The following is a 17,729-nucleotide window of genomic DNA, read 5'->3' on the forward strand; positions in this document are numbered from 1 at the left end:
TTTATCGATATATCTTGTCAGGGCAAATAATAGCCGATAGAGTGGGCTCTACATCAGATTCCCCTGATGTGCGAATTTTGTAAGTGCTTCTTGCGTAAGCAAGTTTCCCCGGCCGTTACCCGACCGGGGTATTTCTTTAGCGGTTCGCTTCAGTAATGCTGAAGTCATGCACATCCAGTTCAAAGGCTTCCGCCAACTCCCGCCAGGTATGATATTCTCGCCCATCGACGCTTACGCGCTGACCTTCACCGTCATCGATGCGCTGGACTTCGCTTTCACTGATCTCATTGATGGCCGACAGGAGTGCATCGATATCTACCTGCACGTCACGCTTGGCTGTCTCGTCGTACTCTCTCACCGTTTTCATGCTATCACCTCATGGTTGCGTGCTGAGCTTAAGTATAGACGCTAGAAAAAAAGGGCAGTCCTGGGGCACAACGCTGCCAGCCCGCGCGTTTTGATCTACACTGGCGTAAATGTGACTGGAGGAGTGATTATGAAGGTTAACGATCGGGTGACGGTTAAAACGGACGGAGGTCCACGCCGTCCGGGTGTTGTCCTGGCTGTTGAAGCGTTTAACGAAGGTACAATGTACCTGGTTTCTCTTGAAGATTACCCGCTCGGTATCTGGTTCTTTAATGAAAAAGATCATCCCGATGGGGTGTTTGTCGAGCTGGCTGAATAATTTATCGCCCTCCATTGCGGAGGGTAGATATAAGAATTTTTTATTACCGCATATTCACAAATATACCGTTGGTAACATTATCTGTTAGCCGCACTACATGATAGATGACTTGTTTATTGTGCGTTTTAATTTTCCTTTTAATATTTCCTTTGTGTGACGATACTGTTTTCGCTTTAATATTCATCTGATCGGATATTTGAATAGTATCTTGTCCTGACATCCACATTTTTAACATGCTGGATTCTGTCCGACTCAGTGAAAGTGTTGGCAGGTTGATAGTACCGATACTTTTTTTCTCTTTGCTCAAATAATCGCCCAAAATATTGTCCAGAGACTCAGGTTTAATCGATTTTGAGCTAATTAACAGGTTCTTACGGACTAACAGGTACTCATCAAAATGGATATTGGCGATGGCCATAAAGACGATAAACAGTGTGCGTGGATGCTGATTAATGACCTGCTTTATATGCTGACTGCTGCTTGGATCATGAATAAAGCAGTCTTCATTAATAAACACCACGGAAGGTTGAAATGTGGCGCAAGCTAATTCGAGTTCATCAACAGATTGCACGTCGTTGATATCTCGTTTTTTTACTCCCCGGCTTGTCAGATACCCTGTTAATCCCAACCGGGTATAACTGCATAAATCCATAATAATCGTTGACATGGCATACCCTCACTCAATGCGTAACGATAATTCACCACCCGCCAGAAGCTTCAGAAGCCATACAGGAATATATTACTGAAGTGCATGGGAAGACCTCAGGCGAATCCACTATCCCGTAAAGTTACGTATAATTTGCCAGGAATCATCTTAAAGTAAAGTAAATGTTGCGTTCTGTGAGAATGCTAAAAACAAATAAGCCGCGCCAGGGTTATCCTGGTGAGTGTTTTTAAAATTTCACTTTAGGATTATCCTCAGGATGACACTGCTAAGCGAAAGGGTACTATCTCTGCGGCAGTTCGCTGACGATATCCGCCAGGAGATCGAAAATCTCACTGAAGAGACGTTCGCAGAAGGGAGCGATCAGCGGCATCATCGCCGAAATGAGCAGAATACCGACGCTCAAAGTGACAGGGAAACCGATGACAAACACCGACAATTGCGGTGCCATCCGGTTCAGCAAACCCAGGGAGAGGTTAATGGTCAATAACAGGGTAATAATCGGCAGCGCCAGCATTAAGCCATTGAGGAAAATCATCCCCGCCGCGCGCGTCAGCGCCAGATATGCATTGCTGTTAACCGGATTTCCGCCGATCGGCAGGGTGTGAAAGGTGTCAACCAGCATTGAAATCAACCACAAATGGCCGTTGAAGGTCATAAACAGCAGCAGCGCCAGCATATCGAGAATGCGCGCCAGCACCGGCATGTTTAAGTGGCTGGTCGGGTCGACAAAGGTGGCGAACGACAGCCCCATCTGCAGACCAATCAGTTCACCGGCGAGACGAATGGTGGCGAAGGCAAACTGCATGGTAAAGCCGAGCGCAATACCAATCAGGATTTGTTGCATCCCCACCCACAGCGCCGCAGGCGAGAAGATACCGATATCGGGCGTATCCGGCAGCGTCGGGGCGATAACAATGGTGATCACAATCCCCAGCCCGACTTTAACGCGGCGGGGAATGCGCGATTCGCTCAGGATCGGCGCGGTCATGATCAACGCCATCACGCGCAGCAGCGGCCAGAAGTACATACTGATCCAGTGCAGCCACTGGTCGCTGGTGACGTTCAACATAGGCCGGATTATCCGATGATGTAAGGAATGTTGTTGAACAGGGTTCGCATGTAATCAAGCAGCAGATTCAGCATCCACGGCCCGGCTACTACGATGGTGACAAACACGGCGATGATCTTCGGAATAAACGACAGCGTCATTTCGTTGATCTGCGTTGCCGCCTGCAAAATGCTGATCACAAGACCTGTGATCAGAGCAATCAGCAGCAGCGGAGCGGCGAGGGCAAGGGCGACTTTCATCGCCTCGGTGCCCATCATCATGACCGATTCGGGTGTCATTACCGCTCCTAACTGTAAAAGCTTTGCGCCAGCGAACCGACCAGCAACTGCCAGCCATCCACCAGTACAAACAGCATTAATTTAAACGGCAACGCAATGGTTGCGGGCGGCACCATCATCATGCCGAGCGCCATCAGGACGCTTGCGATCACCAGGTCGATAATCAAAAACGGAATAAAGATGGTAAAGCCAATCTGGAATGCGGTTTTCAGCTCGCTGGTGACGTACGCCGGCAGCAGAATACGCATCGGCACTGCTTCCGGGCCTTCGATCGGCGGACTGTTAGCGAGACGGGCGAAGAGCGCCAGGTCAGCCTGACGGGTCTGGCGCAGCATAAATTCGCGCAGCGGCTGCGTACCGCGCTCCAGCGCCACATCTACAGAAATTTTGTTCTCGCTGAAGGGCTGATAGGCGTCGGTATAAATCTTATCGATCACCGGCGACATAATAAAAAAGGTCAGAAACAGCGCCAGCCCGAGCAGCACCTGGTTCGGCGGCGCGGAGGGCGTCCCGAGGGCGTTACGCAGCAGGCCAAACACGATGATGATACGGGTGAAGCTGGTCATCATCAGCAGAATGGCGGGCAGGAAGGTGAGCGAGGTGATAAATACCAGCGTCTGCACCGGCAGCGACCAGGATTGACCGCCACCCGCCAGCGGCTGGCTTATCACGCCCGGCAACTGGGCAAATGCGGCAGGCGCCGCCAGCCACAACCCGGCGGCAGCGATAGATAACAAACGGCGCATCACGATCTCCCGGAACGCTTAAGCAGATTCTTCATCACGGCCTGAAAATCGACGTTTTTCTCGTTCACAGCGTCACTGTCGACGGGGGCGGGAGGAAGTTTGTGCAACAAATTGATGTGGGTGGGCGTCACGCCCAGAACCAGACGTGCATCTTCAACATCGACGATCACCACGCGTTCACGTGTGCCGACCGCGGTGCTGGCGGTGACTTTTAACCCCCGGCTGCTGGCGGTCTTGCCGCCAAAGCCGAAGCGTTTGGCCAGCCACGCCGCGAGCAGAATCACGGCGATGATGCCAAACAGCGCGCCACTCACTTGAATAAGTGGCGAGCCGGAAACGGCGGACGGTTGCGAAACCGTGGCCTGTGTCTTCATACGTGCCTCAGCGGCTCAAACGACGCATACGCTCGGACGGGGTGATGATATCGGTAATGCGCACGCCATATTTGTCGGCGACCACCACCACTTCACCCTGTGCAATCAAGTAACCGTTGATCAGGATATCCAGCGGCTCGCCCGCCAGACCGTCCAGGGCAACCACCGAACCCTGCGTCAGGCGCAGCAGCTCTTTAATGGTCATCCGGGTACGGCCCAGTTCGACGGTCAGCTTCACCGGGATATCCATAATCAGATCGATATCCTGCAGATTGCCGCCCACTTCACCGCCACCGAGCTGCTGGAACACGGCATCGGCCGCGCTCTTGGTTGCCGGCGGGTTTTTTTGTTCGTTCAACGCGTCAGCCCACAGATCGTCCAGTGCTCCGTTGTTGTCATCGGACGGATTGTTCATATCACTCATTTGGGCTGTTCCTCATTCAGCGAATTCAAAATCGGGTTTATCAAGTGCTCTACACGTAACGCATATTGTCCGTTGACCGTGCCGTACTGGCTGGTAAGCACCGGTACGCCGTCCACATGAGCGATAATGCGATCGGGTTTATCAATCGGCAGCACATCGCCGGGTTTGAGCTTAAGTATCTGCGACAGGCGCAGGGGAATGTCGGCGAAATTAGCAATCAAATTCAGCTCAGAGTGCTGAACCTGACGCACCAGGTTGTCACGCCAGTTCTGGTCCTCATTACGTGAGTTCTCCAGCGGCGGGTTCACCAGCGTTTCGCGCAGCGGTTCAATCATGCTGAATGGCAGACAGATATTAAACTCACCTGTCAGGTTACCGATCTCAACATGGAACGGCGTATTCACAACGATATCGTTGGGCGACGTGGTGATGTTGGTAAACTTCACCTGCATCTCAGAACGCACATACTCAACATCCAGCGGGTGAATCGCTTTCCATGCGTCGCTGTAGCCTTCAAGCGCCAGCTTCAGCATACGGTTGATCACGCGCTGTTCGGTGTGCGTAAATTCGCGGCCTTCTACCTTAGTCGGAAAACGCCCGTCGCCACCAAACAAGTTATCCACTGCGATAAACACCAGGCTCGGCGAGAAAACAAACAGGCCGGTTCCGCGCAGGGGTTTTAAGTGGATCAAGTTAAGGTTAGTCGGTACGGGTAAATTACGCGCAAACTCATGGTAGGGCTGAATGCGGATCGCGCCGACGGTGATGTCCGGACTACGACGCAGCAGGTTGAACAACCCCATACGGAACTGACGCGCGAAACGTTCGTTGATGATCTCCAGCGCCTGCAGACGTTCACGAACGACGCGGCGCTGGGTATTCGGGTCATAGGGGCGAATATCGCTATCGCCCGTTTGACCCGGTTTCGGATCATCGCTGTTATCGCTGTCGCCGTTGAGCAGCGCATCGATTTCTGCCTGAGAAAGAATACTATCGCCCATGTCTTTACCGCAAAATGAAAGCTGTATAAAGAACGTCAGTGACTTCCTGCTTCGGTTGTCCTGGCACTAGTGGCGTTGCGATTGTCTCTTTAATCGCGTTAGCAAGGTTCTGCTTGCCTTCGTTGGTCGCAAGTTGTGCGGCATCCTGACGTGAGAAGAGCATCAGCAAGCGGCTGCGCACTTCCGGCAGATATTCGCTCAGCCTTGCACGCGTAGCGTCATCTTTCAGACGCAGCGTAATGCCGACATACAGCACACGATCGGCGTCGCCCAGGTTCACCGTAAAGGTGTCGAGTGCGAAAAAGACCGGTGCCGGCGGCGGCGGCGCTTCTACCTTGGCATCAGCCGCAGGTTTTTGCTGCATACGCCAGTAACTATAGCCAGCAGCGGCGCATGCCGCGAGTGTGATTAAAACCAGCAGCGGGATCCAGATAGAGCGCTTGCGTTTTTTGGTGATAGCGGAGTCAGTCATCTGATACGGGCTTCCTGTTAACAGCTTATGCGATGATTATCCCGTGTCCTGCTCCGGTCAAAGGGTGGAAAAGACGGGGATAATCATGCTACCTCTGCCGTTTAGGCGAAGATATCGACTGCGCCAGTGCCGCGAGCGGCGGATTGCAGGCTGGCTGGCGCGACGATAGCGTCATCTTCCTCGCCGCCAAACGTGCCATTATTGCCAGCGCGCGAGGGCTGTTGCTGCTGCTGAGAGGCCTGCTGCTGCTGGCCTGCGAAGCTTTCGCTACTGATATAACTCTGGCCAAGCTGGATGCCGTTCTCCGCAAGCGAAGTACGCAGCATCGGCAGTGCCGCTTCCAGCGCCTGACGTACGTGGCTGTGCGCGGACACCATCTGCAGCTGCGCCTGGTTATCTTCAAGCTTAATCGAGATTTGCACCTGGCCCAGATCTTCCGGATGCAGATGCAGCTCCGCGCTCTGCTGGCCCTGACGGGTATAGAGCGTCACATGCTGGCTAACATTCTGCTGCCACTCATGGCTCCCCAGCGGGGCGCTGATAACCGAAGCAGCCACCGGTGCGCTGGCCTGCGCGCCGCTGACGGCACTCGACACCGGAGCCATGCTGGCGGTGGTGTTGGTGGTCTGCAGCGCCGCGGTTTCATGCTCGCGTTTAACGGTGAAAGTCGACGCGACTGGCGCGTTTTGCTGGCCATCATCCGCCGCTTTAAACGGTACGCCGTTGGCGGCGGGATCAGTTTTTCCATTGCCGCGCGGCTGATCGCTCTCTACGGCGTTGCTGAGCGTGCGGCCTGCCAGCGCATTTTTCGCACTCGCGCCAGCATCAATCGCGGTTGTCGCCGCAGCCGGCTTGGCCGCTGGGCTGAGCTGCGCTGCCTGCTGATGCGGCAGCATCGCCATCAGGGCGCTCAGCCCGGCTAAATCTTCATTCTGCGTGTCGCTGTCCGCTTTAACATCGCTGGCTTTCACCGTTTTGCTTAACGCGGCGAGCACATCGGTTTTTGCCGCCGGCGTCAGGCCGGAGAAGAGCTTCGCAATCTCTTCGTCGCTCTGGGCGCTGGCAATGACATCCGCTTTCGCATCCTGGCGCGCCAGCAGATCCGCCAGCTTCTGCGCCGGGGTTTGCGCGCGTGGATCAGCGCCAGCCGCACCGGCAGCAGCAGGGGTGAGGGCGCCTTTTGGCAGCTTCCCGCTCAGGGCGGCCGCCTGCAGATCGGCAAGCGTCACCGAGGCGTCGCTACCCTGGCTTTGCATGCCCGAGAGCGCACCGGTCAGCAGACCGAGAAAATCCTGGGCGCCATCAGCGCCTGCTTTACCCGCAGATGCGCCGGTTGCGACATCGTCGGTTTGGGTAACTACCAGTTTTGGCAGAGTGATCATTCTGTTTTCCTCGATGACGCTCGTTGTGCAAACTCATCCATTTTTTTCTGATCAAGACGGTTTTCCGCGAGTAACGCCGCGGCACTCTGGCGATCCTGTAGGGTTTGCCAGGCTTGTAAACGCTGCTTCTTCTCTCGCCAGCAGCCGAGCGCGAAATCCACTTTTTCGTTCCAGTGCTTCAGCTGCAGGCGATGTTGTTCAATCGCTTTCTCCAGGGTCTGAATAAACTGCTGGTAGTTCTGCCAGCGCTGGTTATCAATCCCCTGGCTCATGGTGTTGTTCAGGCTGTTGCGGTACTCATGCTGATAATCGATCAACATTTTCAACTGCTCTTCAGCCTGCTGGCAGGCGCGTCGCATCTCACCCAGTTTCAGTGCGGCGTCGTCAACCTCTTTCTCCGCCAGATCCTTTAGCGTCGTTAATGCGCTGTTTTGCGTCATAAGTCAGCTCTCCACTACCTCAGACACCCGGGAAGATAAGCTCTAAAGCCTGCATTGAATCTTCCCACCCGGCACGTTCGAAAATGCCCTGTTGCAGAAACGCTTCCAGCTGTGGCCAGAGCGTTATGGCTTTATCCAGCATCGGATCGCTGCCGCGCGCGTAAGCGCCGACGCTCACCAGATCGCGGTTACGCTGGAAGCTTGACAACAACTGCTTAAAGTTGCGCACGCGCGCGTAATGTTGCTCAGAGATCAAGGCGGTCATCGCACGGCTGATGGACGCTTCGATATCAATCGCCGGATAGTGTCCGGCTTCCGCCAGGCGGCGGGACAGGACGATATGACCATCAAGGATGGCGCGCGCGGAGTCGGCGATCGGGTCCTGCTGGTCATCCCCTTCGGTAAGCACGGTGTAAAACGCGGTGATTGAACCGCCGCCATGAATACCGTTACCCGCGCGCTCTACCAGCGCGGGCAGTTTAGCGAAGACTGAAGGCGGGTAGCCTTTGGTGGCCGGTGGCTCACCAATTGCCAGCGCGATCTCACGCTGTGCCATCGCATAACGGGTCAGGGAGTCCATGATCAGCAGCACATGCTGGCCGCGATCGCGGAAGTCTTCCGCAATACGCGTGGCATACGCCGCGCCCTGCATACGTAATAAAGGAGAGACATCCGCAGGCGCAGCGATCACCACTGAACGTGCGCGACCTTCAGCGCCAAGGATGTTCTCAATAAAGTCTTTTACTTCACGGCCACGTTCCCCGATAAGGCCGACGACAATCACGTCAGCCTGGGTGTAACGGGCCATCATGCCTAACAGCACGCTTTTACCGACGCCGGAACCGGCGAAGAGACCCATACGCTGCCCGCGGCCGACCGTTAACAGCGCATTGATGGCGCGCACGCCGGTATCAAGCACATGTTCAATCGGGGTACGTTGCAGGGGGTTAAAAGGTTGCGTGATCAGCGCCCCGGTTTCGCCGGTATCGGGCGCGGGCAGGCCATCGAGAGGTTTGCCACCGCCATCGAGCACGCGACCGAGCAGGGCAGGGCCGAGCGGGAGTTGCTTCCCGCTTTGTAAACCATCGCCGAACGCGCTGCGGGCATAGACGCGCGCGCCGGGCAGAATACCTTCCACCTCTTCTAATGGCATCAGAAACAGGCGCTGGCCGTTAAAGCCGACGACTTCGCTCTCGACTTCACGGGTCTCCAGACCATCCTGACGCTCAATAATGCACGTCGCGCCGAGCGGCAGCTGTAACCCGGTCGCTTCCAGCACCAGACCGGTAGCGCGGGTCAGCCGACCATAACGACGCACGGAAGGGAGCTGCGTCATTTTGTGTTCGAAATTATCCAGCGTGGTCAGCCAGCGGGTTAAACGTGCGGTCATTACACGACTCCGGGTGCCGCCAGACGGCACAGTTCCTGCCAGCGTGTGGCGACGCTGGCATCTAAATCGCCCTCATCGGCGGAGACTTTGCAGCCGCCCTGATGCAGGGTCGGATCGGCGCGAAGACGCCAGCCATGCAGGCTGAGCGTCGCGCCAAGCATCTCTTCGACGCGCTGCAGATCGTCCGGGTGAACGCGCAGTTGCGGTTTGCCACTGAACAGCGGCTCTTGTTGCAATAGCAGCTGGATCTGTTTGATCAGCGCACTGTTGTCCACCACCGGCGCATGGCCGAGCACCTGGCGTGCCGCTTCCAGCGCCATCTGCATCAGGCGGGAGGCGATGACGCTGTCGAGGGCATCCAGCGTGTACTGGAATTCACTCACCAGCTGCTGCATGCGCGCGTGGATGGGGGCCTGCTGCTGACGCGCCTGGTTAAGACCCTGCTCCATACCCTGCGCAAGCCCCTCCTGGAACGCCGCGTCATAACCCGCTTTGCGTCCTTCGGCGAGACCGGCGTTGTAGCCGCTTTCGTGCGCCTGCATCTGGATCTGCGCCAGCTGCTGCTGTTGCAGCTGCTCAGCGCTCAGTTCATCCTGCTCTGTCTCTTCGCTCTCATAGGGCGAGGCGGTCTTTTCCTGCTTCAGCAGGGGAGCGAATTCAGCTGCCTGCGGGAACGCCAGGTCATCCGGCGTCCAGCGTTTCCACGGCAAATCATTAGACATAGGTATCCTCGCCGCTGCCAATTACCATCTCGCCGGTTTCCGCCAGACGGCGAACGATGAGCAGGATAGCTTTCTGTTCGTTTTCCACCTGCGAGAGGCGAACCGGACCGCGGTTGGCCAGGTCGTCGCGCAGGATATCTGCCGCACGCTGCGACATGTTGCGCAGGAACTTCTCGCGCAACGGTGGCTCGGCGCCTTTGAGGGCGATAAGCAGCGATTCGGAATCCACTTCCTGCAGCAGGCGCTGGATAGAGCGGTCGTCGACATCCACCAGGTTTTCGAACAGGAACATCTCGTCGATGATCTTCTGTGCCAGCTCGCCGTCGAATTCGCGTACTGCGGTAATAACCGCTTCTTCCTGCTGCGTCTTCATCAGGTTGATGATCTCCGCCGCGGTTCTCACGCCGCCCATTTTGCTGCGCTTGAGGTTCTGGCCGTCGAGCAGGTTGTTCAGCACTTCGGTCAGCTCCGCCAGCGCGGCAGGCTGTACGCCGCCGAAGGTGGCGATACGCAGCATCACATCGTGACGCATACGCTCATCAAACAGGGCAAGAATATCTGCCGCCTGCGACCGTTTGAGGTGCACAAGGATGGTGGCGATAATCTGCGGATGCTCGTCGCGGATAAGGTCGGCGGCGCTCTGCGGCTCCATAAAGTTGAGCGTTTCGATGCCGCTGGTGGTATCGCGCGTTTCGAGAATATCTTCCAGCAGGCTGGAGGCGCGCTCTTCGCCGAGCGCTTTCACCAGCACGGAGCGCAGGTAGTCGTTGGCGTTGACGTTCAGCGCCGCGAACTGTTCCGCTTCGTTCTCAAACTCCTGCAATACGTCCATCAACTGTTTGTTGGAGATCTGACGCACGCTGGCCATCGCGGTACTTAAGTGCTGGACTTCGCGGGCGGAGAGGTGCTTGAACACCTCAGCCGCGCGATCTTCACCAATGGTCATCAGCAGAATGACGCTCTTGTCCGTTCCGGTAAGATTATTGCTCATGTTCGTTACTCATCCACTGGCGAATGACCAGCGCCACGACGCGCGGATCGTTATCTGACATTTCGCGAATACGCTGGCTCATGACCTCGGCGCTCAGACGCTGATTACTGCGGCGCTGCTGCTGTTGCTCATCTTTGCTGAGGCGTACTTCCACGGACTCTTCAATTTCGTTACGCGCTTGTGCCGCTTCCTGCACCGCTTTCGCTTCTTCCTGGCGGCGAACCAGCTGCGGACGAACCGCTTTACGCCACAGGATGAAGGCGACAATCAGTACCAGTAACCAGCGACCTGCGGTCATCAGCTGGTCGATAAACGACTGCTGTTGCCAGAACGGAAGCTCACCACCGACATCATCGGTCATGTTGAACGGCGAGTTCACTACGTTCAGCGTGTCACCGCGTTTCTCGGTGTAACCCATCGCTTCACGGGTCAAATCTTCAATCTGTTTCAGCTGATCGGCGGTCAGCGCGGCAGTTTTACCATCGGCCAGCGTGCGGTAGTTCACCACGACGGCGACGGAGAGACGCTGCACATCGCCGACATTCATCTTGGTGTGACGAATGGTGCGATCAACTTCATAGTTGTTCGTTTCATTATGCGTTGTGTTACGCGGGCCGCTTGAGGCGGTATTCGTCGATGTCGTCTGCTGACCTTGCTGCTGGCCCTGCGCATTCTGCTGACCGTTCTGACCATTCTGCGGCGTGGTAATCGGCGCAGAGTTAGCCGGAGCCGGCTGGTTGGAGAGCGCGCCTGGCACGCCGCCCGGATACTGACCACCAATCTGCTCGCTGCTGTTAACCTGGCGAGAACGCAGCACGGCTTGCGCCGGATCGCCGCCGTTTGGCGCGTACTGCTCTTCGGTCTGCTCTTTGCTGGCGAAATCGAGCTGGGCAGTTACCTGCGCATGAACATTACCGTTCCCGACGATAGGGCCGAGGATCGCTTCGATACGACGCTGAATACGGCTTTCAACATCAGCGGTGTATTTCAGCTGCGCGTCATTCAGATCGCGACCGGCAACGCCAGACTGTGTCAGCAGGCGACCGCTCTGATCGACAACGGTCACGTTGCCCGGCGGCAGGCCTGCAACGGCGCTGGAGACCAAGTGAACGATCGCGCTGATCTGACCATCATCCAGCGCACGACCCGGCTGTAAATTCACGGTGACTGACGCTGACGGGGATTTCTGCTCACGCACGAACAGTGACGGTTTTGGCATCGCCAGGTGGATACGCGCGCTTTTCACCGGACCGAGTGTTTCAATCGTGCGGGCCAGTTCGCCTTCCAGCGCGCGCTGGTAGTTAACCTGCTCGCTGAACTGGCTAATGCCGAACTTCTCTTGATCCAGCAGTTCAAAACCCGCCGCGCCGCCTTTCGGCAGACCCTGCTGGGCGAGACGCAGGCGCAGCTCGTGCACCTTGTCAGCGGGCACTTCAATCGCGCCGCTACCCTCAGCAAAGCGGTAGGGGATATTCATCTGCGTTAACTGCGTAACGATGGCACCGCCGTCCTGATCGGACAGGTTGCTATAAAGGGTGCGGTAATCCGGCGATTTCGCCCACAGCACCATAGCGACAACAATGGCGCAGGCTGCGGCAGCGGCCACCATCAACGGAATTTTTGGGTTCGCGCGTAAGCGGTTCAGCCACTCAAGAGACTTATTCTGCGGTGCAGTTGTTGCAGTCGCACTCATTGTGCACCTCGTGACTCTGGGTGGATGTTGTTATGTGAGTTGAGAAACAAAACGGACTCCCGGGTCGGCAAACTCGACAAATGACCATTAAGATGGCGATGTCATTATTTGATGAAATGGATTTTTCTATGCCTCAAATAACCTGGTTTTTTGATGCTATTTACCGCCATCATCTCATTGACAAACTGTTAGCCTTGTCAGGTATCAATCCATCCGGGGAATAACAATGGCTATACAGGGCATTGAGAGCGTTGTCAGTCAGCTGCAGGCAACTGCAGGTATTGCGCGTGCTCAGAGCGTGGAGAGCGAACCGTCTATCAGCTTCGCCGGGCAACTGCACGCGGCGCTGGATCGCATCAGCGACACGCAGAACGCCGCACGTGTACAGGCGGAGAAATTTACGCTTGGCGAGCCGGGCGTGGCGCTTAATGATGTGATGACCGATTTGCAGAAATCATCGATCTCGCTGCAGATGGGCATCCAGGTGCGTAACAAACTGGTTGCTGCTTACCAGGACATTATGAATATGCAGCTGTAGTTCACAGCCGCAGAGATAAAAAAACCAGGCCGGAGCGATCCCGCCTGGTTTTTTTATTGCTTGCGCCGCGTGCTGCGGCGCAAAAATGGGCTACTTCTGGATCAGATAGCGGAGGGTTGGCCCATCCTGCTGAATATCCAGCACCGTATAGCCGTGGTTGCGCGCATCCAGCGGAATGTTGTTAATCGACTGCGGACAGTCGCTGATCACTTCGAGGATCTCCCCTTTTTTCAACTGCGGCAGCGCTTCAAGCGTTGCTACCGCCGGGTAGGGGCAGGGTTCGCCGCTCATATCGAGACGGTAATCAGGCACAATGCTCATGCAGGCTCCTTCGCAGGGTTGACGGCTGGTTTCTGACGGCGGAAGAAGTGCTTCTCCCAGCCGATGACAAAGAGAAACGCGGCCAGTAACAGAAGATAGGTGACCAGCAGACCGCCGAGCGGCCCGAAGGTGTTAAGCAGATTGATTTTGTCCCAGCGGGTGGCAAGCGTCGGGGCGAGATCGTCCCAGAAGTAGGCAAGGAGAGTTGAGCCAATTACGTTACCCAGACCGACCCACCAGTAGTGCACCTGACCTTCGACGGCACGGTACATCCAGCCGGTTTCACACCCGCCCGCCAGCACAATACCAAAACCGAACAGCAGGCCGCCGAGCACCGCATTGGGACCGGCCCACATGATTTTCGCTTCCAGCCCCAGCTGCACATAGCTGAAAATGCCGATGGCGCTCGCTGCCATGCCAAAGATGATCGCCTTCGCCATCATCGTGCGCCCGGTGATCCACATATCGCGGAACGCTGAGGTAAAGCAGATTTGCGCCCGCTCAATCAGCAGACCGAAGCCCACACCAAACAGCATGGCCAGCCCAAGCTTCGGCTGGTTCATCGCCGTTAACAGTGCCCAGCCGAGCATGCCCATAAACACCAGCACACCGAGACGAAAACGGCGCTTCGCCTGATCCGGCTTCTGGGTAAGCGGCGAGGCGGCAGAGACTTTCTGCATCTTCACCGGAATGCGGAAGAGCGGCAGCAGAGTAAAACGCGCGCCGAACCACGAGCCAATCGCCGTGGCGATAGCAAAAAACCAGGCGTGCAGGGAGAACTGTGGAATGCCGGTAAAGAAGGCCGCAAGGTTACAGCCCATCGCCAGGCGCGCGCCAAACCCGGCAATAATGCCGCCGACAATCGCCTGCCCAATACGGATACGGTTCTGCGGCAGACGCAGTTTGACATTATTGGCCCACAGCGCGGCGGCGAAACAGCCGCCGAACATGCCAATAATCATCATGCCGTCAATGCGCGTCAGCGGCGTGCCGTCGAGATGGATAAGTTTGAAGTAGCCCCACTCCTCGGTGTGTACGCCGGCCAGTTGCAGTAGCTGGCCTCCCCAGCGGGTAAACTCGCCGGTCACCGCCCAGAAGGTGCCGGTGATGCCGAAATAGTAGGTAGAGAGAATACCGGCCGCGATCACCGCCGGCACCGGAGACCAGAACGTAATAAGGAAGCGCGCTTTGAAGTGTTGCCATGACATAGTAAAAAGCCTCTGAACTCAGAAGGTATGGGATTTACAGAAAAGTCGTACAAAAGAAGCGGGATAATACACGTCTTCGCCGCATAACCGCTGCACAATAGGGCGAAAACCTGGCGCAGATCAAAGTTGTTCTCGCGCGGCGAAAGGGTGGCGAGGCGCAGCCTTTAATGCCACAATCGCTTTTTTTCACGAGCAGGATGAAGAATGAAAAAGCGTATGATTCTCGGCGCGATGCTGCTGCTGAGCGGCTGCGTGCAGGTAGACAACTATCAGGCGGTGGTGAAGCACCCGGCACCCGCAGGATTAGCGGGTTACTGGCAATCAACAGGGCCGCAGAGCAGCCTGGTAAGCCCGGAGGCGATTGCCAGCCTGATTGTAACGCCGCAGGGCGATACTCTCGACTGCCGCCAGTGGCAGCGCGTGATTGCGGTTCCCGGCAAACTGATGCTGGATGGCGATACGTTCTATAACGTTACGCAGAAGCTGGACGTTTACCGTTTAAATCAGGAAGGCAATACGCTGGAGTTTGATGGCCTGACGCTGTCGCGTACCGATAAACCGACCGTCGAGTGCCAACAGGCGCTGGAGAAAGCGGGTCTGGATATTAAACGCTAAAGAGTGCGAAAAAGAGGAAAGCGTGGCGGGTGAGGGGGAAACCGCAGCACCCGCCGCTAATGAGAGTTACATCTCATTGGGGAAGAGAATATTTCCGGAAAGACGTCCATATGCCGAATTCAGGTTGTGTTGTCGGGAAGTTTGACCAACCAATGTCCTCAGCTCGTCCATTCGCTGGTTCAACAATGTCTTTAATAACACTTCATTATCCAGAATTTGCCTGAGCATCGGGCGAATTTGCGCCTGCACATGAGGCGCTGCTTCGCTCGAGTCCTGGAACTGTGTCAACTTCTCCACTGAGGTAACGTACCCCAGCTCGTAACTAATCAGTTCGTCCCAACGCCCTTCCTTAGCAAGGTTGAGCATGGTAAGGCTGGTGGCCAACAGTTGCTGATAGTGGTGGAGCAACCCGAGATTTGCTTCCATTAGTAAGTGTCCCGCGCGTTTTGATGAGTGGGGCCAATCTCTTTCCAGGCATCAGCAATATTGCTCAGCAACAGGGTGACTTCATCAATAGCGGCGAGGTCATTATGGAGATTTGCCTGTAAAAGACGTCGTGTCATGTAGTCATAAAGACTGTCCAGGTTTGCCGTAAGCTCGCCACCGATTTCATGGTCGAGACCCGCACGCAAACCGTTGTTAATGATATTAATTGCCTTTGTAAGCGCCTGTCCTTTACCGGGAATATCTCCCTGCTCAATCAGGATCGCGGCTTTTTTCATGGCGCTTAGCGCGCCATCAAAAAGCAATACCACGAGTTGATGCGGGCTCGCGCTCAACACGGCGCTTTCGACGCCGACCTGAGCATAAGCCTGAATTCCCGATTTCGTATACATGTCCAACCTCAACTAATGGTTTATTAACTCATTGCATTAAACTGCTGCGCCAGATAGTTCCCTGTCGATGTCATGGAGGAGACTAACTGGCTCAAACTGGTGAACTGCGTTTTGTAGCGCGCCATGGTGGCGGTGATCTGATCATTAACAGCTTTGAACTGCGTATCCAGACGCTTCAGGGTTTTGTTAATGCCGTCGGTCGCATTCTGGATGCTACCTTTGTCACCTAAAATATCTTTCAGCAGGTTACTTGCCTGGGTAGCAAAGCCCGTTTTTTTACCATCGCCGGAAAGAAACGACACCACGTCGGCTGATTTTTCATTCAGCGCTTTTTCAAGCTTGGTGCTGTCCACGGTCAACTTGCCGTTCACATCCTGGGTCACACCCAACTGAGACAGCGCCGAAAAACTGTCGTTGCCCGACTGTGGTGCAGAGAGCTGGGAGCGCAGACGTGTCTGAATATTGCGCAGAGTGCCGTCACCCAGCAGATCGCCGTTCGAGCTGCTCTGTTTATCACTGCCCTGATCCACCGCCGTGTATTTGGTCTGGTTACCAATGGTGGTTTGCAGCGAGTTATACGCATCAACATACGCCTGTATCGCAGCGGTCATCGGCGCGTTATCTTTCGTCACTGACAGAGTTTCTGGCGTACCGGTGGTCAGCTTGTTCAGCGTCAGCGTCACGCCTTCCGGCGCATCGGTAATGGTATTGCTGCTACGGGTAATATCGATGCCGTTGATTTTGATTTTCGCATCGCTCGCCGCAACCTGCTGCGTCATCACATTGCTGGCACTGCCGGTGTTCGATGAATCATAGCTAACATACTTCGCCAGTTCGCTGTCATTGGTGGTGACAGTCATCTGGTTGGTTGTGCCGCTGTCGCGCGAGGTCAGCGACAGGTAGTAACTGTTATCGTCCGCTTTGATGATACTGGCGGTGACGCTGCCCTGTTTGGCGTTAATCGCGTCGCGCATATCCGCGAGGCTGGTTTTGTCTTTATCCAGCGTTACGGTCATCGGGGTTTTCTGACCCGGCTGCGTAATAGTGATTGTGCGCGAACTCAGGTTCTGGTCGCCCAGGTCCGTATCTTTGCTGGCTACTTTCGGGCTCAGCAGTGACTGTGATGCCGCCAGCGAACTCACTTCAATAGAGTAGGTTCCCGCCGACGCCGTGTTGGCGAGCGTGGCAGTAAACGCGGTATTGGTGCTCGACACTTTCGTCCCTGCGATCGCCGAGGTGTTTTTCAGCGCATCCGCCGCCGTTTGCAGCTTATTAAGGGAGGTTTGCACCACGCCCCACGCAGTAAGCTTCGCTTTATAAGAGGACTGCTGAGTCGTGATAGGCGTCAGCTTAGTCTGTTCAGCGGTCTGCAAATTGTCATACAACGTATTGAGATCCAGGCTGGTGCCTGCGCCAAGTGAACTTACAGTTGCCATTTCTTCATCCTTCAGTTTTAGACAATCACTGTGGAGAGTATCGGCAGCGATGGTGAAAAGATTAGAAGCTTTTTTTTAAAGCAATGGCGAAATAAAGAGGGTGAATCAGGGGCAGTTTCTCGCTTTAAAAAAAATAATCTTTTTTCTAAAGGTTGGTCGGTAGCTGACGATAATCAGGTTAACGGCGAGAAAGCCGTAGGCAGATGCCTGAATCTGATAACTTTATTATTGAAGGATAACTATCATGGCTGTTATTAATACTAACACCCTCTCGCTGATGACTCAGAATAACCTGACTAAATCACAGTCTTCTCTGGGCACCTCTATTGAGCGTCTGTCTTCCGGTCTGCGTATCAACAGCGCGAAAGATGATGCTGCGGGTCAGGCAATTGCCAACCGCTTCACCTCTAACATCAATGGTCTGAGCGTTGCATCACGTAA

General features: G+C 55.3%; 24 protein-coding genes. 4 read left to right on the top strand and 20 right to left on the bottom strand.

The features are described from left to right. Positions 1-136 precede the first annotated feature (136 nt). Positions 137-367 (bottom strand): YodD family peroxide/acid resistance protein, encoded by a 231-nt coding sequence (gene yodD / locus PU683_RS11245; protein ID WP_277171529.1) that lies wholly within the window; start codon positions 365-367, stop codon positions 137-139. A 129-nt stretch (positions 368-496) separates the two neighbouring features. Here yodD and dsrB point away from each other — a divergent pair, with 129 nt between their 5' ends. After that, positions 497-685, top strand: a complete 189-nt coding sequence (dsrB, locus tag PU683_RS11250) for a protein DsrB (RefSeq protein WP_023479212.1) — start codon at positions 497-499, stop codon at positions 683-685. Between the two features lie 43 nt (positions 686-728). Here the strand turns inward: dsrB and rcsA are convergent, their stop codons facing one another. The 14 genes from rcsA to fliF all read right to left on the bottom strand — a co-directional run bounded on the left by rcsA (position 729) and on the right by fliF (position 12,334). Continuing rightward, complete coding sequence (rcsA, locus tag PU683_RS11255) at positions 729-1,352, bottom strand: transcriptional regulator RcsA (RefSeq protein WP_076770094.1); 624 nt, start codon at positions 1,350-1,352, stop codon at positions 729-731. Between the two features lie 280 nt (positions 1,353-1,632). Continuing rightward, positions 1,633-2,421: a flagellar biosynthetic protein FliR gene (gene fliR, locus PU683_RS11260; RefSeq protein WP_277171530.1), complete on the bottom strand. Its 789-nt coding sequence runs from the start codon at positions 2,419-2,421 to the stop codon at positions 1,633-1,635. An 8-nt stretch (positions 2,422-2,429) separates the two neighbouring features. Next, positions 2,430-2,699, bottom strand: a complete 270-nt coding sequence (fliQ, locus tag PU683_RS11265; protein WP_187799245.1) for a flagellar biosynthesis protein FliQ — start codon at positions 2,697-2,699, stop codon at positions 2,430-2,432. Positions 2,700-2,707: 8 nt separating this feature from the next. Then, entirely contained in the window at positions 2,708-3,445 is a 738-nt protein-coding gene (gene fliP, locus PU683_RS11270) for a flagellar type III secretion system pore protein FliP (RefSeq protein WP_277171531.1), read from the bottom strand. Beyond that, positions 3,445-3,819, bottom strand: coding sequence for a flagellar biosynthetic protein FliO (fliO, locus tag PU683_RS11275; RefSeq protein WP_277171532.1), 375 nt, complete (start codon positions 3,817-3,819; stop codon positions 3,445-3,447). Before fliO ends, fliP begins: the two co-directional genes overlap by 1 nt. Positions 3,820-3,826: 7 nt before the next feature. Continuing rightward, positions 3,827-4,243, bottom strand: a complete 417-nt coding sequence (gene fliN / locus PU683_RS11280; RefSeq protein WP_023479148.1) for a flagellar motor switch protein FliN — start codon at positions 4,241-4,243, stop codon at positions 3,827-3,829. After that, positions 4,240-5,244 (bottom strand): flagellar motor switch protein FliM, encoded by a 1,005-nt coding sequence (gene fliM / locus PU683_RS11285; protein WP_277171533.1) that lies wholly within the window; start codon positions 5,242-5,244, stop codon positions 4,240-4,242. Before fliM ends, fliN begins: the two co-directional genes overlap by 4 nt. Positions 5,245-5,248: 4 nt before the next feature. Continuing rightward, positions 5,249-5,716, bottom strand: coding sequence for a flagellar basal body-associated protein FliL (gene fliL / locus PU683_RS11290; RefSeq protein ID WP_042712913.1), 468 nt, complete (start codon positions 5,714-5,716; stop codon positions 5,249-5,251). Between the two features lie 101 nt (positions 5,717-5,817). Then, positions 5,818-7,098, bottom strand: a complete 1,281-nt coding sequence (gene fliK, locus PU683_RS11295; RefSeq protein WP_277171534.1) for a flagellar hook length control protein FliK — start codon at positions 7,096-7,098, stop codon at positions 5,818-5,820. After that, entirely contained in the window at positions 7,095-7,538 is a 444-nt protein-coding gene (gene fliJ, locus PU683_RS11300; protein WP_042712910.1) for a flagellar export protein FliJ, read from the bottom strand. Before fliJ ends, fliK begins: the two co-directional genes overlap by 4 nt. Positions 7,539-7,557: 19 nt before the next feature. Then, positions 7,558-8,928, bottom strand: a complete 1,371-nt coding sequence (gene fliI, locus PU683_RS11305) for a flagellar protein export ATPase FliI (RefSeq protein ID WP_277171535.1) — start codon at positions 8,926-8,928, stop codon at positions 7,558-7,560. Continuing rightward, entirely contained in the window at positions 8,928-9,650 is a 723-nt protein-coding gene (gene fliH / locus PU683_RS11310; RefSeq protein WP_277171536.1) for a flagellar assembly protein FliH, read from the bottom strand. The genes fliI and fliH overlap by 1 nt, the downstream gene beginning before the upstream one ends. After that, the gene (gene fliG / locus PU683_RS11315; RefSeq protein WP_023479131.1) at positions 9,643-10,641 is read right to left on the bottom strand and encodes a flagellar motor switch protein FliG; all 999 of its coding nucleotides are present in this window, start codon (positions 10,639-10,641) and stop codon (positions 9,643-9,645) included. The genes fliH and fliG overlap by 8 nt, the downstream gene beginning before the upstream one ends. After that, positions 10,631-12,334, bottom strand: coding sequence for a flagellar basal-body MS-ring/collar protein FliF (gene fliF, locus PU683_RS11320; RefSeq protein WP_277171537.1), 1,704 nt, complete (start codon positions 12,332-12,334; stop codon positions 10,631-10,633). The genes fliG and fliF overlap by 11 nt, the downstream gene beginning before the upstream one ends. Before the next feature lie 226 nt (positions 12,335-12,560). Between fliF and fliE the strand changes: the two genes are divergently transcribed. Further along, positions 12,561-12,872 carry a flagellar hook-basal body complex protein FliE gene (gene fliE, locus PU683_RS11325; protein WP_277171538.1) on the top strand — a complete coding sequence of 104 codons (312 nt, stop codon included), beginning with the start codon at positions 12,561-12,563 and terminating at the stop codon, positions 12,870-12,872. A gap of 90 nt (positions 12,873-12,962) precedes the next feature. Here the strand turns inward: fliE and yedF are convergent, their stop codons facing one another. Both yedF and yedE read right to left on the bottom strand, forming a co-directional pair. After that, positions 12,963-13,193, bottom strand: a complete 231-nt coding sequence (gene yedF / locus PU683_RS11330) for a sulfurtransferase-like selenium metabolism protein YedF (RefSeq protein WP_277171539.1) — start codon at positions 13,191-13,193, stop codon at positions 12,963-12,965. Then, positions 13,190-14,401, bottom strand: coding sequence for a selenium metabolism membrane protein YedE/FdhT (gene yedE / locus PU683_RS11335; protein ID WP_277171540.1), 1,212 nt, complete (start codon positions 14,399-14,401; stop codon positions 13,190-13,192). The genes yedF and yedE overlap by 4 nt, the downstream gene beginning before the upstream one ends. A gap of 204 nt (positions 14,402-14,605) precedes the next feature. Here yedE and yedD point away from each other — a divergent pair, with 204 nt between their 5' ends. Beyond that, entirely contained in the window at positions 14,606-15,016 is a 411-nt protein-coding gene (gene yedD / locus PU683_RS11340) for a lipoprotein YedD (protein ID WP_277171541.1), read from the top strand. A 66-nt stretch (positions 15,017-15,082) separates the two neighbouring features. Here yedD and fliT read toward each other — a convergent pair whose 3' ends face one another. The 3 genes from fliT to fliD are packed head-to-tail and all read right to left on the bottom strand — an operon-like array spanning position 15,083 to position 17,288. Then, the gene (gene fliT, locus PU683_RS11345) at positions 15,083-15,442 is read right to left on the bottom strand and encodes a flagella biosynthesis regulatory protein FliT (protein WP_277171542.1); all 360 of its coding nucleotides are present in this window, start codon (positions 15,440-15,442) and stop codon (positions 15,083-15,085) included. Then, positions 15,442-15,852, bottom strand: a complete 411-nt coding sequence (gene fliS / locus PU683_RS11350; protein WP_277171543.1) for a flagellar export chaperone FliS — start codon at positions 15,850-15,852, stop codon at positions 15,442-15,444. Before fliS ends, fliT begins: the two co-directional genes overlap by 1 nt. A 23-nt stretch (positions 15,853-15,875) precedes the next feature. Continuing rightward, complete coding sequence (fliD, locus tag PU683_RS11355) at positions 15,876-17,288, bottom strand: flagellar filament capping protein FliD (protein ID WP_277171544.1); 1,413 nt, start codon at positions 17,286-17,288, stop codon at positions 15,876-15,878. Between the two features lie 277 nt (positions 17,289-17,565). Between fliD and PU683_RS11360 the strand changes: the two genes are divergently transcribed. Continuing rightward, a partial coding sequence (locus tag PU683_RS11360; protein WP_463322655.1) for a flagellin N-terminal helical domain-containing protein occupies positions 17,566-17,729 on the top strand: 164 nt, incomplete at its 3' end.

It is taken from the genome of Candidatus Kosakonia sp. 282A-S69 (genome assembly GCF_029433855.1).
GTDB lineage: Bacteria > Pseudomonadota > Gammaproteobacteria > Enterobacterales > Enterobacteriaceae > Kosakonia > Kosakonia cowanii_A.

Coding starts and splice junctions, on each gene's coding strand:
- fliF (WP_277171537.1), bottom strand. CDS start 12,334: ATGAGTGCGACTGCAACAACTGCACCGCAGAATAAGTCTCTTGAGTGG.
- fliG (WP_023479131.1), bottom strand. CDS start 10,641: ATGAGCAATAATCTTACCGGAACGGACAAGAGCGTCATTCTGCTGATG.
- fliI (WP_277171535.1), bottom strand. CDS start 8,928: ATGACCGCACGTTTAACCCGCTGGCTGACCACGCTGGATAATTTCGAA.
- fliS (WP_277171543.1), bottom strand. CDS start 15,852: ATGTATACGAAATCGGGAATTCAGGCTTATGCTCAGGTCGGCGTCGAA.
- fliL (WP_042712913.1), bottom strand. CDS start 5,716: ATGACTGACTCCGCTATCACCAAAAAACGCAAGCGCTCTATCTGGATC.
- fliP (WP_277171531.1), bottom strand. CDS start 3,445: ATGCGCCGTTTGTTATCTATCGCTGCCGCCGGGTTGTGGCTGGCGGCG.
- fliM (WP_277171533.1), bottom strand. CDS start 5,244: ATGGGCGATAGTATTCTTTCTCAGGCAGAAATCGATGCGCTGCTCAAC.
- rcsA (WP_076770094.1), bottom strand. CDS start 1,352: ATGTCAACGATTATTATGGATTTATGCAGTTATACCCGGTTGGGATTA.
- yedE (WP_277171540.1), bottom strand. CDS start 14,401: ATGTCATGGCAACACTTCAAAGCGCGCTTCCTTATTACGTTCTGGTCT.
- fliH (WP_277171536.1), bottom strand. CDS start 9,650: ATGTCTAATGATTTGCCGTGGAAACGCTGGACGCCGGATGACCTGGCG.
- dsrB (WP_023479212.1), top strand. CDS start 497: ATGAAGGTTAACGATCGGGTGACGGTTAAAACGGACGGAGGTCCACGC.
- fliD (WP_277171544.1), bottom strand. CDS start 17,288: ATGGCAACTGTAAGTTCACTTGGCGCAGGCACCAGCCTGGATCTCAAT.
- fliR (WP_277171530.1), bottom strand. CDS start 2,421: ATGTTGAACGTCACCAGCGACCAGTGGCTGCACTGGATCAGTATGTAC.
- yodD (WP_277171529.1), bottom strand. CDS start 367: ATGAAAACGGTGAGAGAGTACGACGAGACAGCCAAGCGTGACGTGCAG.
- fliN (WP_023479148.1), bottom strand. CDS start 4,243: ATGAGTGATATGAACAATCCGTCCGATGACAACAACGGAGCACTGGAC.
- fliT (WP_277171542.1), bottom strand. CDS start 15,442: ATGGAAGCAAATCTCGGGTTGCTCCACCACTATCAGCAACTGTTGGCC.
- fliO (WP_277171532.1), bottom strand. CDS start 3,819: ATGAAGACACAGGCCACGGTTTCGCAACCGTCCGCCGTTTCCGGCTCG.
- fliJ (WP_042712910.1), bottom strand. CDS start 7,538: ATGACGCAAAACAGCGCATTAACGACGCTAAAGGATCTGGCGGAGAAA.
- yedF (WP_277171539.1), bottom strand. CDS start 13,193: ATGAGCATTGTGCCTGATTACCGTCTCGATATGAGCGGCGAACCCTGC.
- fliQ (WP_187799245.1), bottom strand. CDS start 2,699: ATGACACCCGAATCGGTCATGATGATGGGCACCGAGGCGATGAAAGTC.
- fliE (WP_277171538.1), top strand. CDS start 12,561: ATGGCTATACAGGGCATTGAGAGCGTTGTCAGTCAGCTGCAGGCAACT.
- yedD (WP_277171541.1), top strand. CDS start 14,606: ATGAAAAAGCGTATGATTCTCGGCGCGATGCTGCTGCTGAGCGGCTGC.
- fliK (WP_277171534.1), bottom strand. CDS start 7,098: ATGATCACTCTGCCAAAACTGGTAGTTACCCAAACCGACGATGTCGCA.